Raw genomic sequence first — 17,428 nt, forward strand, 5'->3', positions numbered from 1 at the left:
GGCAATGGGTGCGCACCTCGCGTGGCGTTCCAGTTCGAAAGATCGCCTTCGCGCCACCGGGTGTCCTGTGTCGAACGGCCAACCGGTTTGGGAAACGAGGAAACGGTCCATGCCTCCCGCCAAGGTGTGCCGCCGGAGCCAGACCGGCCCTGCCAACCCCCGTCTGATCCGATGCATTCGGTTGCGGGACGAACGCGCGGACCACCACCCGAAATGGCGTCACGACTTGCGAAAGGGGATGTATGGTGCGGGTGAGAGGAGAAACCTAGACCCGCACCCTTGCGCTCAAGTAGGCCAACGGCCGGTAGCGCGAAGGGAAGATGGTGCGCTCGGCGAGACTCGAACTCGCACGGGTGTTACCCCACAGCGACCTCAACGCTGCGCGTCTACCAATTCCGCCACGAGCGCACGTGATCAGGTAGTGCGCCGGTCTCTAGCCGCTCCGATCTGCGTTGTGAAGGGGGCGCGGGCAGCCCGGCGGCACTTTTTTGCGGTCACCTGAACCGAAAACGACGCGCCCGGTCAGGCGCGCCGATCCGTGGCAGACAAACACCCACCGCGCAGGCGCTATTGCTGCACCTCAAACGTCGGCAGGGACGAGACACCGATGTCGGGCTCCTGCACGAGGAACGGCTCAATGGTCGGCTCATTGCCCGACGGCGCGGGCGTCGGCACCACGCGCGGGGCGATCACCGGGGCGGGCTGCGTTCCGGCGACCTGCTGCGGCGCAGGCGTGGGGGCCAGGGTCGGGGCCGGGGTCGGCGCAGGCGCCACCACTTGCGGCGCGAAACTCGCCGCCCCCGGGATCACCGGAACCTGCGGTTGCACGGCGGTCGGCGTGGGGGCCAGCGGCGCCCCGAACGTCACGGCCACGGCCTGCCGGATCAATGGCAACCGCCCCGCGTCGGACGGGCTGAACACCGCAGGCGCGCCCGCAATCAGCGCGTTCAACGACGCATCATACCATTCATGGGCCCGGTGCGCATCGGCCTCCAAACCGTAGCCTTCGCGCAGGTGGTGACCCAACAACTCGCCATACGCAGGCTCTCCGGTGGCCACCAGGATCAGGGCCGACCCCATCGCCATCGCCATATCGTCCGAGCCGTAGCCCACGCCAAGACACACCCGCGCGGTCGCGGCCAACTCGGGCGTCGGGATGCCGGTGGTGATCGCAAAGCCCTGCGTCGCGGCGGTGGCCTGCTGCGGGCTGACGACGCCTACTAGGCTGGTCTGCGTCGCAATCGCCTCCGAGAACCCCTGACATTGCACGGTGATCTGCTCATAGGTCATGCCCGCAATCGCCTCGGTCAGGTCATGGCCCTGGTTCACCGCACTGGCCCGCGCGGTGCAGAACTGCTCGGACAAGGCGAAACCGGGGTTGGACAGGTTGCCAAGCGTCATCATCCCGCCATTGGCCTGCCCCTGAAGCGCGACCGCGTCGCAGCGTGACGACAAAACCGGCGCATCCGACGCGCCCGCGAAAAGATTTGGCACAACCGGCGTGCCGCTGGACGACGCGGTCGTGACCGGCTGCGCGGACCCGGGCGTAGGCACCACTGTGGTGGTCGCCGGGTTCACGATCACGGTGGTGGTGCCGCCGGGCTGCCCCGCAACCACCGGGCCGCCGTTGCCGCCGTTGCCATTAAGCACCTCGCGATACGCCACCAGAAGCGGCGCGCCCGACAGGCCGGTCTGACCCGCGCCACCATTTGTGGCCCAAAGATAGGCCCCGATCAGGTATTGCGCCTGCGGTTCGGGAAAGCTGCGGCCATTGACGGGATAGCCCAGCGCCGCCTGATAACGCTCTACCGCGGCGCGGGTTGCACGCCCGACCTGACCGTCGACATACCCGGCATCGAAGCCGAAATAATTCAGCGCGGTCTGCACCTGCCGCCCCGCTTCGGTCGCGGGGATCGACGGGCGCGGCGGGTTATAAGTGGCCTGCGGGCGCGGGCGCTGCGGAGCCGGGGCCGCACGCGGCGACTGCGGGGCCGGGGCAGCCTGCGGCGGCTGCGGGGCCGGGCGGATCACGCGGGGCGGCTGTTGCGAGGCGGCAATCCCGCCAAGGATCGCACCGCCCAGAAGCAGGCCCCCGATCAACCCGCGCGCATCATCGACTTGCGCCTGCGCCGGGGCCGACGCGATGGGTGTCAACGCCATCGCGGCGATAAGGGAGGTCGTGGCGAAATACTTTGTAAACATCGAAAATACTCTCTGTGGCAGCAGAAGGGATAATGTCCCGTCTTACCCCAACACCCACCGAATCCGCAGACAGGATTCCCCTACCCCACAAGCCGCATGCGGCGGCGGACCTGATCCGCCAGAACGCCCAAGGCCACCACGGCAATCCCCCACAGCCCCACCCATTCCGCCTCCCCGAACAGCACCGCGTTCATCCGCCGCCCCGGCAACAGGGCGAGAAGCCCGGTGATCCCGATGGCCTGCCAATAAAGCGCGCGCATGACCGCTTGGTGCCGCGCCACGTCGCGCCGGAAAATCGCCGCCATCGCCTGCCAAAGCGACACCAGCGCCCAGATGGAAAACAGGTGGATCGGACCGAACCGCCCGACAAGCGGCAGAACAACCGCTTCGATGAACAGGCCCGACACCGCCAGCACCCCCATCGCCGTCACCCACACATAGCCCAAGCATTTGTGCACCCTGTCCCGCCGCGTCCGGTAAAGCGCGAGGGGGCCCAAAGCCAACGCAAGCAGCGCGGCGGCGACATGAAGTTGCACTTCGAACGGCGCGGACAGGATCGGATCAAGGGTCATCAGCGAGGTCTCCTTTTCAGAGGGATGCGAACGGCTTGAGATTGCCGCATCCCTCTGGCACCCTCGCCGCCCACGCGGTCCACCGCGCATTCGTGAACCACCCGGAGCTCTTCGTGTCTGACGTCACCTCGTCATCCGCGCTTCGTGACTTGCGCGATCATTTGCGTCACCCGAAGGTCTGGCTTGCCTGCCTTGGCGTGGCCGTTATGGTGGCGCTGGTCGGGCCCTTCGATACCGACGACAGCCTGACCTTGCCCGCGCGCCTGGCCTATTGGGGCGTGGTCGTGCCCGTGTCCTATGGCATCGGCGCGTTCACCGGATATATCGCCGCCCCCCTCCTGGCGCGCCGTCTGCCCCGCGTTCTCGTCGCAGGGCTCAGCGGGGCCCTGACCGGAACGCTGATCTACCTGTTCATCCTCGCCCTGAACGCCGCACTCTTCGGGCTGCGGCCCACATGGGCGGAGGTGCCCGCGATGCTTGCGCTGTTCATGGCAATTGCCTTTGTCGTCAGCTTCCTGATCGGGCTTCTGCCCGCCGTCTCCGGCGAGACGGGCGCGCCCGGGCCTAAGGTGCCGCCGCTGCTCGAACGGGTGCCGCTCGACAAGCGCGGCGCGCTTCTGGCGCTGTCGTCGGAGGATCATTACACCCGCATCCAAACCACCAAGGGCGCGGAAATGGTGTTGCTCCGTCTGGCCGATGCCATCCGCGAGACCGCGCCCGAGCCGGGCCTGCGCGTGCACCGCTCGCATTGGGTGGCGCTCGGCGCCGTCACCGCCGCGCGCCGCGATGGCGAACGTGCGATCCTGACCCTGACCGGCGGCACCGAGATCCCCGTCAGCCGCGCCAATGTGCCCGCGATCCGCGAAGCCGGGCTTCTGCCGCGATGAGGGCGATTTGTGCGCGTTGCTCATTCAAAACTGAATAGTTTCACGGGCAATTCGCGGGAAATCTATTCATTTCTGAATGAGCAACGTGCAACACACACCCCGCGCAAAGGCCAATCGCACAGGTCTTGTCCACACCCTCCCCCTCCCCCATAAACCCGGCCATGGTCGAATGGATCACCTCAGACGCCCCCGTCCCCTATGACACCGCCGTCGCCGAGATGGAGGCCCGCGCCGACGCCATCGCACGCGGCGAGGCGGGCGAAGCGGTGTGGCTTCTGGAACACCCAGCCCTCTACACCGCAGGCACCTCGGCCAAGCCCGCCGACCTGCGCCAGCCCGACCGCTTTCCCGTGTTCGAGACCCGGCGCGGCGGGCAATACACCTACCACGGCCCCGGACAACGCGTGGCCTATGTGATGCTCGATCTGAACACCCGCGGACGCGACATCCGCCGCTATGTGGAGCAGTTGGAAACCTGGGTGATCGCCGCACTGGCCGAGTTCAACATCCGCGGCGAAATCCGCGACGGCCGCGTCGGCGTCTGGGTCGACCGCCCCGAAAAAGCCCCCCTGCCCGACGGCACGCCCCGCGAGGACAAGATCGCCGCCATCGGCGTGCGCATCCGCAAATGGGTCAGCTTCCACGGCATCTCGATCAACGTCGAGCCGGACCTGAGCCATTTCGACGGCATCGTGCCCTGCGGGATCGACGGGCACGGCGTCACGTCGCTTGTAGATCTGGGCCTGCCGGTGACGATGGATGATCTTGATGTAGCGTTGAAGCGGGGCTTTGCGGAGGTTTTCGGGGGGTAGCGTGGGCCAACTTTCGGGTCACTTGCGAGAGTCACGTGCCGTTGGATTGCTCAAGTTGGATGCCCGGTGTGCGGGACAGTGCTGCCGTTCAATTGCGCACCAAGCCGCGCGATCGACGGGCCGGGGACTATCGATCCAACATCCGTTCCAGGCACTTTATGCCAGCCAAATCCGTCCTGCGCCTATTCGGAGCACCATACTTCACCAAATCGACAGGCCGCCGGACGGCCCGTCGATTGCGGGGCGGCTTGGCCGCTGTTCACCCGCTTGGGCAAAGCTTGAGCGTCGGCAAGGCGGGACGGAGCTGTCGTTCGCCTTGTTGATCTGAGTGACTGCTTTAAAGCTGCTGACCCGGAAGCCTCAAGGCTTGTTGAACCGAGTCTGCAAGTTGCTCTTTGTCGAGAGCTTCGTCCTCATGAATATCCAGATAACGCGTGCCTTCTACCTTTGATGCCTTGGGAGGCACAGGATCGAGAGAAGACCCAGTCATGAAGGTGATCTGCACGTAGTCCTTGTAGCAGTACATTGCGAGGAACCAGCCGTCGTCTTTGCCATAGAACGGGGTGTTCCAACGTACCTGCTTGCGCACCTCTGGAAAGGCTTTTTCGACGGTTGCGTTGATCTGTTTGCCGAGGCCACACTTCCAGCCGGGCATCGCAGAAAGATACGCTTGCACGGCTTCATCACCGTCACCCTTCGGGATGTAAGGGTTGGTGCTCGATGAATGTGTCGGCTTCTTCTTATCAGTTATATGGCGATCTTAGCAGAAAGACTTATCAAAGCCGACGTTCGCCATCTCACCGCATTTTGGTAGGTCAGGGCTGCAAACTGCCATTAGGATCCCTCTGAAGACAGAGGTCGCAGCCCGCCATGCCGTCAGGCGCCGCGCGACGCGTTCACCGGGTCCCTGCGGCACGGTTCACCTGCACCAAAAGCGCCCTGCCCTTTTCCGCCGTTGTTGTTTCCAACGCGGGCTAATACGTTAATTTTCGAGCCGTTCTCGGCGGGAACTCGTGGATAGCATGCAAGATACCGCATGTTTTCGAAGGTGCCGCAGGCCCTGCGCCAAAATACCCCACCCGATCCTCACGCCCGCGCGAGATGTCGCGTTGATCCGCAACCACTGGCAGACTAAACCCATGCCCAAATGACTCGACACGGCCCCTATAGTGGGGTCCTGCGCCCAGACCCTCGGCCTTCGGCTTCGGCAAATCGCCTTGAACAGCGCAGAAAGACGCGAACAGGAGACGACCATGGCAGACGCGACGCTCTCGCATGATGAGGGCCACGAGCGGCCGAACTTCTTTGTTCGGTGGTTCATGTCCACCAACCACAAAGACATCGGTATCCTTTACCTCTTCACCGCAGGCCTCGTCGGCCTCGTGTCGGTGGCCTTCACCGTCTACATGCGGTTGGAGCTGATGGAGCCGGGTGTGCAATACATGTACATCCCCTACGAGGCCGGTGTGGACGGGTTGCAAGCCGTCTTCGCGCGTCTTGGCGAGGCTCTGGCAGCCGCTGGAGGGGGCACAAACGCCTTCGCGGGCGAGCTTTCCAGCCTTGAAGGCACGCTTGTCAGTGCCGCGCAAACGGTCGATGGCGAAGCGCTTGTGGTGGTAGACGGCGGCTTGCGTGCCGAAACCGTCGCCGCGTTCGAGGCCATGATCGCAAGCGCCAACCCCGCAGAAGCCCAAGCATTGTTGGGCGCGATGGACCAGTTGGACGGCAATCCGGACGGCCATTTGTGGAACGTGATGATCACGGGCCACGGCGTTCTGATGATGTTCTTCGTTGTCATCCCGGCGCTTTTCGGCGGCTTCGGCAACTACTTCATGCCGTTGATGATCGGCGCGCCCGACATGGCGTTCCCGCGCCTGAACAACCTCAGCTACTGGATGTATGTCGCGGGCACCTCGCTGGCGTTCTGCGCCACGTTCATCGACGGCGGCGCCGGACCGGGCTGGACCTTCTATCCGCCGATTTCGGCCCAAGGGGTCGAGACCTCGCGCGCCGTGGATTTCGCGATCTTCGCCATCCACGTCTCGGGGGCCTCGTCGATCCTCGGCTCGATCAACTTCATCACCACCTTCCTGAACATGCGCGCGCCGGGCATGACCCTGCACAAGGTGCCGCTGTTCGCATGGTCGGTGTTCGTGACCGCGTGGCTTTTGCTGTTGTCGCTGCCGGTTCTGGCGGGTGCGATCACCATGCTGCTGACCGACCGCAACTTCGGCACGGCCTTCTTCGATCCGGCCGGTGGCGGGGACCCGATCCTGTTCCAGCACATCTTCTGGTTCTTCGGCCACCCCGAGGTCTACATCGTGATCCTGCCCGCATTCGGCGTGATCAGCCACATCGTGGCGACCTTCTCCAAGAAGCCGATCTTCGGCTACCTGCCGATGGTCTACGCGCTGGTGGCGATCGGCGGCCTGGGCTTCGTCGTGTGGGCGCACCACATGTACACGGTCGGCATGACCCTGACCCAGCAGGCCTATTTCATGGTGGCCACAATGGTGATCGCGGTGCCCACGGGCATCAAGATCTTCAGCTGGATCGCAACGATGTGGATGGGGTCGATCACCTTCAAGACGCCGATGCTCTTTGCAGTGGGCTTCATCTTCCTGTTCACGCTTGGCGGCACGACCGGTATCATCCTGTCGCAGGCTGGCGTCGACCGGGCCTATCACGACACCTACTATGTCGTGGCCCACTTCCACTATGTGATGAGCCTCGGGGCCGTGTTCGGCATCTTCGCCGCCGTCTACTACTGGATGGCCAAGATGTCCGGGCGTCAGTATCCCGAATGGGCCGGTAAGCTGCACTTCTGGGTGTTCTTCATCGGGGCCAACCTGACGTTCTTCCCGCAGCACTTCCTGGGCCGTCAGGGCATGCCGCGCCGCTATATCGACTATCCGGAGGCCTTCGCGCTCTGGAACTACTGGTCGTCGATCGGCGCGTTTTTGTCCTTTGCCTCGTTCATCTTCTTCATCGGCATCGTGTTCTACACGCTCTTCGCCGGTAAGCGCGTGACCGAGCCCGCCTATTGGGGCGACCATGCCGATACGCTGGAATGGACCCTGCCCAACCCGCCGCCGGAGCACACCTTCGAAGAGCTTCCGACGCGCGAGATGTGGGACAAGCAACCGGGGCACTAAGCGCGCATGCGCTGGCCTGAATGGGTCTTGCTTATCCTGATCGGCGCCCTGTCATGGGGCGCCGTTACCATTTGGGGGGATATGACCTTGATCGAACAGCGTGCCCGCAGTCAGGGCAACACGTTCTACATCGACGGTCATGCGTACCTCTTTCCGGTGTTGATTGCCGTGTCAGTACTGGCCGCCGCCGCATACCTCATCTTGATCCGTTCGGCCTCGAGAGGGCTGGCACAGGCGGGAACGGTGGCGCTTGGGATCGCCTTGCTCGGCGCGACGCTGGGGGTGTGGTCGGTCAAGTTCTTGATCCGTCAAGGCGCGCCGCTGGGCTATGACGTTTATCCCGATGCCTTCGCTTTTTGGTACAATGGCGCGTCCGTCGGGGCGGCCCTCGCCGTTTTCGGCATCGGCGCGTTCGCCATTGTATCGCTCGTCGTTCTTGCCCGGCGTGGGCGCCGTTAGACCCCACTGCAACGCCGCCTTCCTCGACCTCATCGATGCCAAGAACATTCCCTATTCTGCTTACGGCACCGCCTTCGCACGGGACTGCCATCAGGTGTTCTTCCAAGACCGCGAACGCAATGTGATCGAGGTTCACCAACAAATTGCCTGACGCCCCCGAAAGGAACATGCCCATGGGCTGGCACGATTGGATCATTGCACTCACGCTCACCGCACTCACCGTCACTGCCGCCCTCCAGTTTCGACCGGGCGTGCCCCCTGCCCTGTCGCAAACCGGAGTGGACCGATCCTTCCAGGACACGACCTACGTCATCGCACACGTCAATTATGTGGCCTCAGCACTGCTCGTCGCGATCCTCGCCACGGCTCTGGACTACGCCCTGATCCGCCGCGCCTCGCCGCCTGCGGTGCCATTGCCATCTGCACCCTCACCATCGGCATCATTCTCGCCGCAGCTCCCCCGACCGTCCTGCCACACGCAGGCATGCCCCGCCGCTACATCGACTATCCCGACGCATTCGCGCGCTGGTCGATGCTCGCCGCCTTCGGCCGCGCCTTGTTCGTCTCGGCCCTGTTGACCCTTGCGGGGCTGACAATCCGCGCTTTGCTGCATCGCTGGCGATCCAAGTAACGCGGCCGCACCCCGCGCCTGCACCGTGTGCCGACGCCGCACAAATCGCTCATGCCCGAAAGGCTTCGTGTGGTTCATCGGGGTGACGGCGGCGGTGTTCGGCCTTGTTGTGCTTTGGACGCGCAACCGCATCCGACGGATCGCAGAAGCCTAAATCAGGGGGCGTTTCCATTCGGTCTTCCCAAGGCTAGCGTGTGCATTCGGACCGCCGGACACCAGAACACCGGCAGATATGCTGACGGATGATGCCTTTGCGCTGGTTTGAATTTCTGCTGATCGTTGCCCTACCGGTCTTCGGGGTCAGCGCCTGTCTGACCGCCTTGGCCAATCCGGGCGACGCAGCCTTCACCACCTATATCCTGCGGATCGTCGCGATGATCTTGGGGGGTACCCTGATGTATGTGGTCACGATGCGCCATGCCCGCCCGTGGATCAAAACCACGGGCGCCGTGTTGTTGACCACCTTTGCGCTGGTCCAAAGCGTCGCGCTCTGGCTGACCGCCCTTCGGCCAGCATTCAACGCTTCGACTGCTGCTGTGGAATTAGACGGTGGCGGCGTCGCGCTTGTGTCCTCGCTCGACCTTACGTTTGCCATGGCCTCAGCCGGACTGGTCTTCGCGTTTGTCCTTGTCTTTGCCATTGGAGCCATCCTGCGGTTGGCCCGCTTGCGTCCACCGCCTCACTGACCATTCACCACAACCCGCCACCCGCGACCGTTTTGCCGCTTGCCCTGCGCGGCAGACGCAACACAATAGGCTTATGCCGATCCGCCCTGCCGACCCTGACCCGAGCCCCAAAGGCCCCCCGCGCCTGCACCTTGTGTTGACGCCGTACAAATCCCTCACGCCCGAGGGCTTCGTGTGGTTCATCGGCGTGACCGCGGCGCTGATTTCCGTGCCGCTGTTTTCCATCCTCGGCACATCCGTCTTCTGGGCGCTCTTGCCGTTTCTGGTGGCGGCGGTCTGGGGCGTCTGGGCGGCGTTGAAACGATCCTGGCGTGACATGGACCTTTACGAGGAAGTGATCGTCTGGGACGACTTGATCCGGGTGGAGCGGGTCGAGCCCAAACACGGCGTCAAGGATTGGGAGGCCAACCCCTATTGGGTCCGCGCGACGCTGCACACCAAAGGCGGGCCGGTGCCCAATTACCTGACCCTGACGGGCGGGGCGCGGGAGGTGGAACTGGGCCGGTTCCTGACCCCGCTGGAGCGGGTGGAATTGAAAAGCCTGATCGAGAAGGAATTACGCGCCGCCTGACCCAAGGGACCAGACGGCGCGCGGGATTTGCCTCAGGCCTCTTCGGGGACGCGCGTCGCCGGCGTGGGCGCGGTCGCGGGGACCTTGCGGCGCTCGATCGCCATGCCGATCCCCACCTCCTTCAACGCCGCGTTGAACGCCCGCGTGTCGATGTCAGAGGCAGCGGCCACCGCCATCAACTCCGCCAGCAATTCCGGCGCGCGGTCGAGGTCGATCTCGTTGGGCAATTCGGCCACATCCACGCGCGTGGTGAAATCGCCGATGGTAAAGCCGCCGACTTCCGCCGGGATCTGGTTCAACGCCGAACCCGACGCCAAGGGCAGACCCGCCTGCGTCTGGCTTTCGATGGTTTCACCATCACGGAAATACGTCGCGCGGTTCTGCGGCGTCAAAAGCACGTTGGCCTCGCTTTCGATCTGCGGCTCGAACCGCAGAAGCCCGCCGTCGAAATTCAACAACGCGGGCAGGCGTAGGGTGACGTAGCCGCGTGCCTCGTAATCGGCCGGGTCGGCCGTCCCGTCGCCCACCGGGCAGGGGAACGGATCATCGGGCAGGATCGCAACCTTGGCCGTGGCCTGCGGCGGAATGGTGATCAACCGATTAAGCCGGAACGACGATGCCGCCGGTCCGCCCAGAAGTTCAAAGGAAAAATCGTTGTTCACCCCTGCCACATCGACGATCACCACGGTGTTGCCCGACAGCGTCCGCATCGGATCAGGCACCGACGATGTCACCAGATCAAGGCGAAACGACAACGCCACATCTTCCAGGTTCGAGATGCTCAGGAAATAGCCCTGCAACACCGTATCAGCAGGCGGCACAGGGGATTGCGGTTTGAAAATCAGCTCAAATTGCGAAACGTTCATAATCATATCACTCCAATAGACTTGGTTAAAATAAACGCAGTGTGGTCGCATTGTTCGTGAGAGCGCACCAATCCTGTGCCTCGCGCTGCGTTGTCCCCAAGTCAGGAAAACCTGCATTGCCTTTTGCGCCGGGATCGGCAGGTTCGATTCGACCCCGTCTTCGCCGCGCAAAACCGGCAGGTTATGGCCGACGCGGTTAACACTTCTTTCACGGGACCATGGGACAACGGGCGTCGGTCGACCAACCGGACGCCTCAGCGGTTGCATGTCCCCTATGTCAGCTTGCCGAAAGGTCAGGCGGGGATCTGGAACATCGCGCATCCGTTTCGGGGCTTTGCCCCTGCAAACCGGTCCGCTTCCGGCGGCGCCGCCTGCTTTGTCCGGATCCGCCCCGGCAGATCCCCCGCCGTTTTCTGAAATCCGGCAGACTTTTGAGAAATCGGTGCGCCAAACGCGGCCATCGCGGTTATCTTCCGTCCGGACCCAGGACAGGATGCGCTTTTCCATGCCCCTTCTCGATCTTTCCCTGCGCGGCGCGTCGATTGCGCTGATGATGCTTCTGGCGCTGTTGCTATGGCGGCAGGCGCGCATCGGGTGGGAGGGGCGCGTATCCTTCGCCATGGTCGCGCTGACCGAAAGCGCGTTTCTGCTCAACACCACGCTGATGCCGCTCGACCTGCCCCCGGCACTTGGGGCGAACCTGACCCTGATCTCAAGCCTGTCGCCCAATGCCGTCACGTGGTTGATCGTGACGATCTTCCTTGATCCGCCGCTGCGCCGCTGGCCATGGCTTGTCGGTGCCTCCGTCGTCTCGGCGCTTTTCTATCTGCACCAGATCGCGCCGGACGCGCCGCTGGCGGTGCTCTGCGCCGTCTCCGGCATGGCGCTCTATGGTGCGCTGTTCATGCTCGCCCTCTGGGCCGCCCGCGATGATTTGGTGGACTGCAGATGCCGCGCGCGCCCGGGCTTCGCCGCCGCCATCGCGGGGCTCGGCCTTGTTCTAACCGGGGGGCAGGCCTTCGGGATGCTGGAAGAGGGCACAACCGTCATGGCCCTGCTGAAATCCGGTGGTATCTTTGCGGTCACCTTCGCCTTCGCGCTCTGGATTCTCAGCCCCGATGTCTCGCTCTGGCCCGACGCCGACGCCCAGGGCGGCGCCTGCGTTCCGGCCCCGAAACCCGCACCGCAAGACCCTGACGCGGCGTTGATCACCCGGATCGAGACCGCGATGGAGGAGGACATCTGGCGCGAGGAAGGGCTGACCATCGGTGCGCTGGCACGCCGGCTTGCCGTGCCCGAACACCGCCTGCGCCGGGCCATCAATTCCGGGCTCGGGCATCGCAATTTTTCAAGCTTCATCAACCGCCACCGGATTGCTGACGCCAAGGTGCAGCTGGCCGATCCGGCACATGGCGGCAAGACGGTGCTGGAGATCGCCTATGACGTGGGCTTCGCCTCGCTCGGGCCGTTCAACCGGGCGTTTCGCGCCGAGACCGGCCAAAGCCCCACGGAGTTCCGCCGCAGCGCCGGCGACGATGCCGCTGCAGCGCCCGCCGATTCCGAAAACATCACGCCGATCCGCGCAAATCTGCACTGATTTCCAAACCAGGCGCGCCGCGCCGCACGGCCACACCGATCTTGCTGAGCACAAACCCGCATCAGGAGATCACATCATGCGCCCCATCGCCCTCGCCGCCCTTATCGCCCTTGGCCTCGCCGCACAGGCCTCGGGTCAAAGCGTCAACCTGCCATCCATCAGCTTCCCCGAACCCGGCACGTTCTGCGGCCCGATGCAGCTTTGCCAACCCGACCTCGTGACACAGGGCACGACACGCTGAGCCGCGCGAACACCGCACGAAGAAGGGGCGCAAGCCACCGCCCGCGCCCCTTTTCAAATCTTTCAAACAGACCCGGACTAGCTCAGCCGCGCCTTCACCATCGGGCCGACGGCGCCGAAATCCATCTGGCCCGCGTATTTGCCTTTCAGCGCGCCCATCACCCGACCCATGTCGCGGATGCTGTCGGCACCGGCCTCGGAAATCGCGGCCTCCACCGCCGCCTCGGCCTCGGCCTGCGACAGCTGCCGCGGCAGGTAACCCTCGATCACCGCGATCTCCGCCTGTTCCTTTTCGGCCAGCTCAAGCCGCCCGCCCTCTTCATAGGCGCGCGCGCTTTCCTGACGCTGCTTGACCATCTTCGCCAGGATCGCCAGCACCTCGCCATCGTCGACGCCCTCGGCATTGCCTTTGGCGCGCGCGGCGATGTCGTGATCCTTCACGGCGGCATTGATCAGCCGCAGCGTGGACAGGCGCAGTTGATCCTTCTCGCGCATCGCGACCTTGATGCCGTCGGTGATTTTCGCTCTTAGTCCCATGGTCGGGCCCTCACGTATCCGATACCTCGAAGGCGCCTAGATAGGGCTGCCCCCCCACACGCGCAACCCACCTCGCCCTGCGCCGGGCCGTGCGCCGGGCAATCGCCTTGACCCACGGGCCACGCCCCCGTAGACCACCGAAAGTTTGCCCGCTTGCCTGCCACCAACGGAGCCGCCCCCATGCCCCATGACCACCCCACCGCCTGCCTTGCCCTTGCCGATGGCACGATCTTCTACGGGCGCGGCTTCGGCGCGACGGGTCTGCGGGTGGCCGAGCTGTGCTTCAACACGGCGATGACCGGCTATCAGGAGATCATGACCGACCCGTCCTATGCGGGGCAGATCGTGACCTTCACCTTCCCTCATATCGGCAACACCGGCACCACACCGGAAGATGACGAGACCGCCGATCCGGTGGCCGAGGGCATGGTTGTGAAATGGGACGTGACCGAGCCGTCGAATTGGCGCGCACAGGCGCATCTGGTCGATTGGCTGGCGCGCACCGGTCGCGTTGGCATCGGCGGTATCGACACGCGGCGGCTGACCCGCGCGATCCGGCAACAGGGCGCGCCCCATGTCGCCTTGTCCCATGATCCCGAAGGCAATTTCGACCTTGAAGCGATGGTCGCCGCCGCGCGCGGCTTTTCCGGGCTTGAAGGCCTCGACCTCGCCAAAACGGTCACCTGTGCGCAATCGTATCGCTGGGACGAGATGCGGTGGGCCTGGCCCGAGGGCTACACCAAACGCGACCCATCGATCCCCGCGCCCAAGGTCGTGGCGCTCGATTTCGGGGCGAAACGCAACATCCTGCGCTGCCTCGCCTCCGCCGGGCTCGACGTCACCGTGATGCCCGCGACTGCCACCGCCGAAGAGGTTCTGGCGCAATCGCCCGATGGCGTTTTCCTGTCCAACGGTCCGGGCGACCCGGCGGCGACGGGTGACTATGCCGTGCCGATGATCAAGGGCGTGCTTGATGCGGGCTTGCCCACCTTCGGGATTTGCCTCGGCCATCAGATGCTGGCGCTGGCGCTTGGGGCCACGACGGTCAAAATGAACCACGGCCACCACGGCGCGAACCATCCGGTCAAGGAGGTGTCTAGCGGCAAGGTCGAGATCACGTCGATGAACCACGGCTTCACCGTCGACAGCCAGACCCTGCCCGACGCCGTGCTTGAAACCCATGTCAGTCTCTTTGACGGGTCCAATTGCGGGATCGCGGTCCGCGACAAGCCGATCTTTTCGGTGCAGCACCACCCCGAGGCCTCGCCCGGACCGCAGGACAGCTTCTACCTGTTCGAGCGTTTCGCCGACGCCGTGCGCGCGCACGCAAAAACCCCGGCCTGAGCCCGCCGCACGGCTCCGGCCCGGAAAGTCCCGCGGATTTGCCGCACTCCATTTACGCTTTGTTAACCGAGCCCATGAGACAACCTGAGGATGTAGTGGATCCAGAGGTCGTATTTTGGACGGGGATATCCCCATTGGACGCAAGCCGCCGATGCGGTCGGATGTCGTCTCGGTCTTGGCCCGAGCCGGAATGCAAGCGCGCGCGCTTGCGCACTTGCCCGCAGACGCGGAGCCGGATCGCCCGGTCACCGAGACGCCCCGGCTAGTGGCGCTTTTGCAGGTGCGTGGCCTCGTCACCCCCGCTGAAATCGCCGCCGCCGAACGCGCGCAACGCGGCACCACCCTGGCGCTTGGTCAGGTTCTGTTGACCCAAGGCGCCATCAGCGAGGCGGAGCTGTTATCGGCGCTGACCCATCTCTACGGCGTGGGGCTCGCCGATTTTGACGCCACCGCACCCGACGCAAGCCTTGCAGCGGCACTTCCGGTCCCGCAAGCCATCGCCAACGAGGCGGTGATCTGGCAACGCAGCGGCTCGGCCCTTGTCATCGCAACCAGCCGTCCCGACCGCCTCGACGCCATCCGGAGCGCCCTGCCCCCCGACACGCGCGTGCTTCTCGCCATCGCAGGGCGCGCGCAGATCATCGAAGCTCAACGCCGCGTCTATGGCCCGCGCCTCGCGCGGGAGGCCGAAGGGCGCGCGCCCGCGCAGCATTCGTGCCGCACCTGGCGTGGTGATGTCCTGGGCCGCGCGACCCTCGTCTTCGCCGTCACATCCCTGATCGGCTTGTGGCTCGCCCCGCAGGTCCTGACCGTGGCGATTTTCGGCCTCGTCATCGCGGTTTTTGCTGCCAACAGCGGGCTGAAACTGGCCTCCCTGATTGCGTCCGTGCGGGCGGCCGGGCAAGCCAACGACACCGCCGCGCAGGACAACCGCTTCCTCCACAAGCCAACGGTTTCGATCATCGTGCCACTGTTCCGCGAACCCGAAGTCGCGGGCGCGCTCGTGGATCGGCTGCGCGCCCTGGATTATCCGCTCGAACGCCTCGACGTCCTGCTGGCCATCGAAGAGGACGACCCGCTGACCATTTCGGCGCTGCGCATGGGTGCCCTGCCGCCGTGGATGCGCGCCGTGATCGTGCCGCGCGGACATCCGCAGACCAAACCCCGCGCCTTGAATTATGTGCTGAATTACGCGCGCGGCGATATCGTGGGCATTTATGACGCCGAGGATCGCCCCGAACCCGATCAGCTCAACCGCGTCGTGCAACGCTTTGCCGAAGTGCCCGGCGACGTCGCCTGCCTGCAGGGGCGGCTGGATTACTACAACGCCCGTCACAATTGGCTCAGCCGCATGTTCACCGTCGAATATGCCGCCTGGTTCCGCGTGCTTCTACCGGGCGTTCAGCGCCTCGGCCTAGTCGTGCCGCTTGGTGGGACGACCCTGTTTCTGCGCCGCAATGTGTTGGAAGAGGTCGGCGCCTGGGATGCCCATAACGTCACCGAGGATGCAGAACTTGGCCTGCGTCTGGCCCGCGCCGGCTACGCGACCGAGATCGTCGATACCACCACCTTTGAGGAGGCCAACGCCGCCGTCGGGCCCTGGATCCTGCAACGCTCGCGCTGGCTGAAGGGCTACCTGATGACCTGGGGCAGCGCGATGCGCAACCCGCGCGCCCTGCGCCGCGATCTGGGCTGGAAACGATATCTCGGCCTGCAGGTGCAATTCCTCGGTGCGGTGCTCGGCTTCCTGATGGCGCCGCTGTTGTGGAGCTTCGCCATCAAGGCGTTCGGCCTGTGGCACCCGCTCGATGCGGTGCTCTCGCCCACCGCCTATCTGATCCTGTGCGCCAGCATGTTGGCGGGCCTCCTCCTGTCGGTCGGCGTGTCGCTTTATGCCTGCCGCGCCAAGCACCTGCGCCACCTGCGCCCGATCACGGCGCTGGTCGAACCCTATTACCTGTTCGGCACCGTCGCCGCATGGATCGGATTGGCCGAAGTCATCGCGCGGCCGTTCTTCTGGGCCAAAACAACCCACGGCGCGTTCGGCGGCTCCGAAGCCATCGGCGAGGATCAGATCGGCACCGCGGATCGTCAACTTCACGCCGCACAGTAAGCGCCCGTCAGTGTCCCTGCGCCTCTTCCTTAAGGCGCACTTTGAAAGCCGTCGACAGATGCGCCTTTAGCGCGTCCGCCGCCCGGTCCCCGTCATGCTCCGCGATGGCATCGACAATCGCCGCATGTTCCGCCAGGGCATCTTCGCCGCGCCCCGCAACCGCCAGCGATGTGCGCGCCATCAGCGCCATGGAGCGGTACACAAGGTCCAGCTGTTGCACGAGATAGCGGTTGTGCGAGGCCAGGTGGATCTGATGGTGAAAGCGCTTGTTGGCCCGCGCCAAAGCCTCCGGATCGTCCAGAAGCGCGCGGTCCTGCTCGACCATGTCACGCAACACCGCAACCTCCTCCGCGGCGGCATGTTTGGCGGCCAGCCGCGCGGCCAGACCCTCCAATTCCTGCCGCACGGTATAAAGCTCGGCCATCTGCCCGTGATCCAGCGACGCCACAATCAACGACCGTCCATCGCGCGTCAAAAGCGATTGCGTCTCAAGCCGTTGCAAGGCCTCGCGGATTGGCGTGCGACTGACCCCGAACCGCTCGGCCAGTTCGCTCTCCACCAGGCGCGCACCGGGCCGATAAATACCGGCGTCAATCGCATCAAGGATCATCGCGTAGGCATCTCGTTGATTGACATCACTCACGTCACGTATTCCTTACAATTCCGGTTCGGACGCTACGTCACCGCCGCGCAACCTGTCCAGTGGCTTGCCTTCCAAGACCTTGCCGATCGGCCCGCGGCCCGCTACCCCCGCCC

General features: G+C 64.6%; 17 protein-coding genes and 1 tRNA gene. 11 read left to right on the forward strand and 7 right to left on the reverse strand.

Features of this window, described 5'->3' with window-relative positions:
• Window positions 1-321: 321 nt before the first annotated feature.
• The 3 genes from V8J83_RS17265 to V8J83_RS17275 all read right to left on the reverse strand — a co-directional run bounded on the left by V8J83_RS17265 (window position 322) and on the right by V8J83_RS17275 (window position 2,774).
• A tRNA-Leu gene (locus tag V8J83_RS17265) sits at window positions 322-408 on the reverse strand.
• A gap of 159 nt (window positions 409-567) precedes the next feature.
• Complete coding sequence (locus tag V8J83_RS17270) at window positions 568-2,202, reverse strand: peptidoglycan-binding domain-containing protein (protein WP_339987736.1); 1,635 nt, start codon at window positions 2,200-2,202, stop codon at window positions 568-570.
• A gap of 80 nt (window positions 2,203-2,282) precedes the next feature.
• The gene (locus tag V8J83_RS17275; protein ID WP_339987737.1) at window positions 2,283-2,774 is read right to left on the reverse strand and encodes a DUF2306 domain-containing protein; all 492 of its coding nucleotides are present in this window, start codon (window positions 2,772-2,774) and stop codon (window positions 2,283-2,285) included.
• Between the two features lie 35 nt (window positions 2,775-2,809).
• On the opposite strand from V8J83_RS17275, the gene V8J83_RS17280 reads away from it, so the two are divergent.
• Together V8J83_RS17280 and lipB are read left to right on the forward strand one after the other, a co-directional pair.
• Window positions 2,810-3,661 carry a LytTR family transcriptional regulator DNA-binding domain-containing protein gene (locus tag V8J83_RS17280; RefSeq protein ID WP_339987738.1) on the forward strand — a complete coding sequence of 284 codons (852 nt, stop codon included), beginning with the start codon at window positions 2,810-2,812 and terminating at the stop codon, window positions 3,659-3,661.
• A 161-nt stretch (window positions 3,662-3,822) separates the two neighbouring features.
• The gene (gene lipB, locus V8J83_RS17285; protein ID WP_339987739.1) at window positions 3,823-4,473 is read left to right on the forward strand and encodes a lipoyl(octanoyl) transferase LipB; all 651 of its coding nucleotides are present in this window, start codon (window positions 3,823-3,825) and stop codon (window positions 4,471-4,473) included.
• A 337-nt stretch (window positions 4,474-4,810) separates the two neighbouring features.
• Here the strand turns inward: lipB and V8J83_RS17290 are convergent, their stop codons facing one another.
• On the reverse strand, window positions 4,811-5,149 hold the full coding sequence (locus V8J83_RS17290) for a DUF1801 domain-containing protein (RefSeq protein WP_339987740.1): 339 nt from the start codon (window positions 5,147-5,149) through the stop codon (window positions 4,811-4,813).
• A gap of 577 nt (window positions 5,150-5,726) precedes the next feature.
• Between V8J83_RS17290 and V8J83_RS17295 the strand changes: the two genes are divergently transcribed.
• The 5 genes from V8J83_RS17295 (at window position 5,727) to V8J83_RS17315 (ending at window position 9,975) form a co-directional block, all read left to right on the forward strand.
• On the forward strand, window positions 5,727-7,628 hold the full coding sequence (locus tag V8J83_RS17295) for a cytochrome c oxidase subunit I (RefSeq protein WP_339987741.1): 1,902 nt from the start codon (window positions 5,727-5,729) through the stop codon (window positions 7,626-7,628).
• A gap of 81 nt (window positions 7,629-7,709) precedes the next feature.
• Complete coding sequence (locus V8J83_RS17300; protein WP_339987742.1) at window positions 7,710-8,087, forward strand: hypothetical protein; 378 nt, start codon at window positions 7,710-7,712, stop codon at window positions 8,085-8,087.
• Window positions 8,088-8,571: 484 nt separating this feature from the next.
• Entirely contained in the window at window positions 8,572-8,718 is a 147-nt protein-coding gene (locus V8J83_RS17305; RefSeq protein WP_339987743.1) for a hypothetical protein, read from the forward strand.
• A 251-nt stretch (window positions 8,719-8,969) separates the two neighbouring features.
• Window positions 8,970-9,404, forward strand: a complete 435-nt coding sequence (locus V8J83_RS17310; protein WP_339987744.1) for a hypothetical protein — start codon at window positions 8,970-8,972, stop codon at window positions 9,402-9,404.
• A gap of 73 nt (window positions 9,405-9,477) precedes the next feature.
• Window positions 9,478-9,975, forward strand: a complete 498-nt coding sequence (locus V8J83_RS17315) for a DUF2244 domain-containing protein (RefSeq protein ID WP_339987745.1) — start codon at window positions 9,478-9,480, stop codon at window positions 9,973-9,975.
• Window positions 9,976-10,007: 32 nt separating this feature from the next.
• Here the strand turns inward: V8J83_RS17315 and V8J83_RS17320 are convergent, their stop codons facing one another.
• The gene (locus V8J83_RS17320; RefSeq protein WP_339987746.1) at window positions 10,008-10,841 is read right to left on the reverse strand and encodes a hypothetical protein; all 834 of its coding nucleotides are present in this window, start codon (window positions 10,839-10,841) and stop codon (window positions 10,008-10,010) included.
• Between the two features lie 505 nt (window positions 10,842-11,346).
• On the opposite strand from V8J83_RS17320, the gene V8J83_RS17325 reads away from it, so the two are divergent.
• Together V8J83_RS17325 and V8J83_RS17330 are read left to right on the forward strand one after the other, a co-directional pair.
• Window positions 11,347-12,438 (forward strand): AraC family transcriptional regulator, encoded by a 1,092-nt coding sequence (locus V8J83_RS17325; RefSeq protein WP_339987747.1) that lies wholly within the window; start codon window positions 11,347-11,349, stop codon window positions 12,436-12,438.
• Between the two features lie 76 nt (window positions 12,439-12,514).
• The gene (locus V8J83_RS17330) at window positions 12,515-12,679 is read left to right on the forward strand and encodes a hypothetical protein (RefSeq protein ID WP_339987748.1); all 165 of its coding nucleotides are present in this window, start codon (window positions 12,515-12,517) and stop codon (window positions 12,677-12,679) included.
• 77 nt (window positions 12,680-12,756) lie between these two features.
• On the opposite strand, the gene V8J83_RS17335 is transcribed toward V8J83_RS17330, so the two are convergent.
• Window positions 12,757-13,215: a GatB/YqeY domain-containing protein gene (locus V8J83_RS17335; protein ID WP_339987749.1), complete on the reverse strand. Its 459-nt coding sequence runs from the start codon at window positions 13,213-13,215 to the stop codon at window positions 12,757-12,759.
• A 180-nt stretch (window positions 13,216-13,395) separates the two neighbouring features.
• On the opposite strand from V8J83_RS17335, the gene carA reads away from it, so the two are divergent.
• Together carA and V8J83_RS17345 are read left to right on the forward strand one after the other, a co-directional pair.
• A complete protein-coding gene (gene carA, locus V8J83_RS17340; protein ID WP_339987750.1) occupies window positions 13,396-14,559 on the forward strand; it encodes a glutamine-hydrolyzing carbamoyl-phosphate synthase small subunit in 1,164 nt (387 codons plus the stop codon).
• Between the two features lie 151 nt (window positions 14,560-14,710).
• Window positions 14,711-16,672 (forward strand): glycosyltransferase family 2 protein, encoded by a 1,962-nt coding sequence (locus tag V8J83_RS17345; RefSeq protein ID WP_339987751.1) that lies wholly within the window; start codon window positions 14,711-14,713, stop codon window positions 16,670-16,672.
• A gap of 7 nt (window positions 16,673-16,679) precedes the next feature.
• Here the strand turns inward: V8J83_RS17345 and V8J83_RS17350 are convergent, their stop codons facing one another.
• A complete protein-coding gene (locus V8J83_RS17350) occupies window positions 16,680-17,315 on the reverse strand; it encodes a GntR family transcriptional regulator (protein WP_339987752.1) in 636 nt (211 codons plus the stop codon).
• Window positions 17,316-17,428 lie beyond the last annotated feature (113 nt).

The sequence above is a fragment of the Gymnodinialimonas ulvae genome (genome assembly GCF_037543845.1).
GTDB classification, from domain to species: Bacteria; Pseudomonadota; Alphaproteobacteria; order Rhodobacterales; family Rhodobacteraceae; genus Gymnodinialimonas; species Gymnodinialimonas ulvae.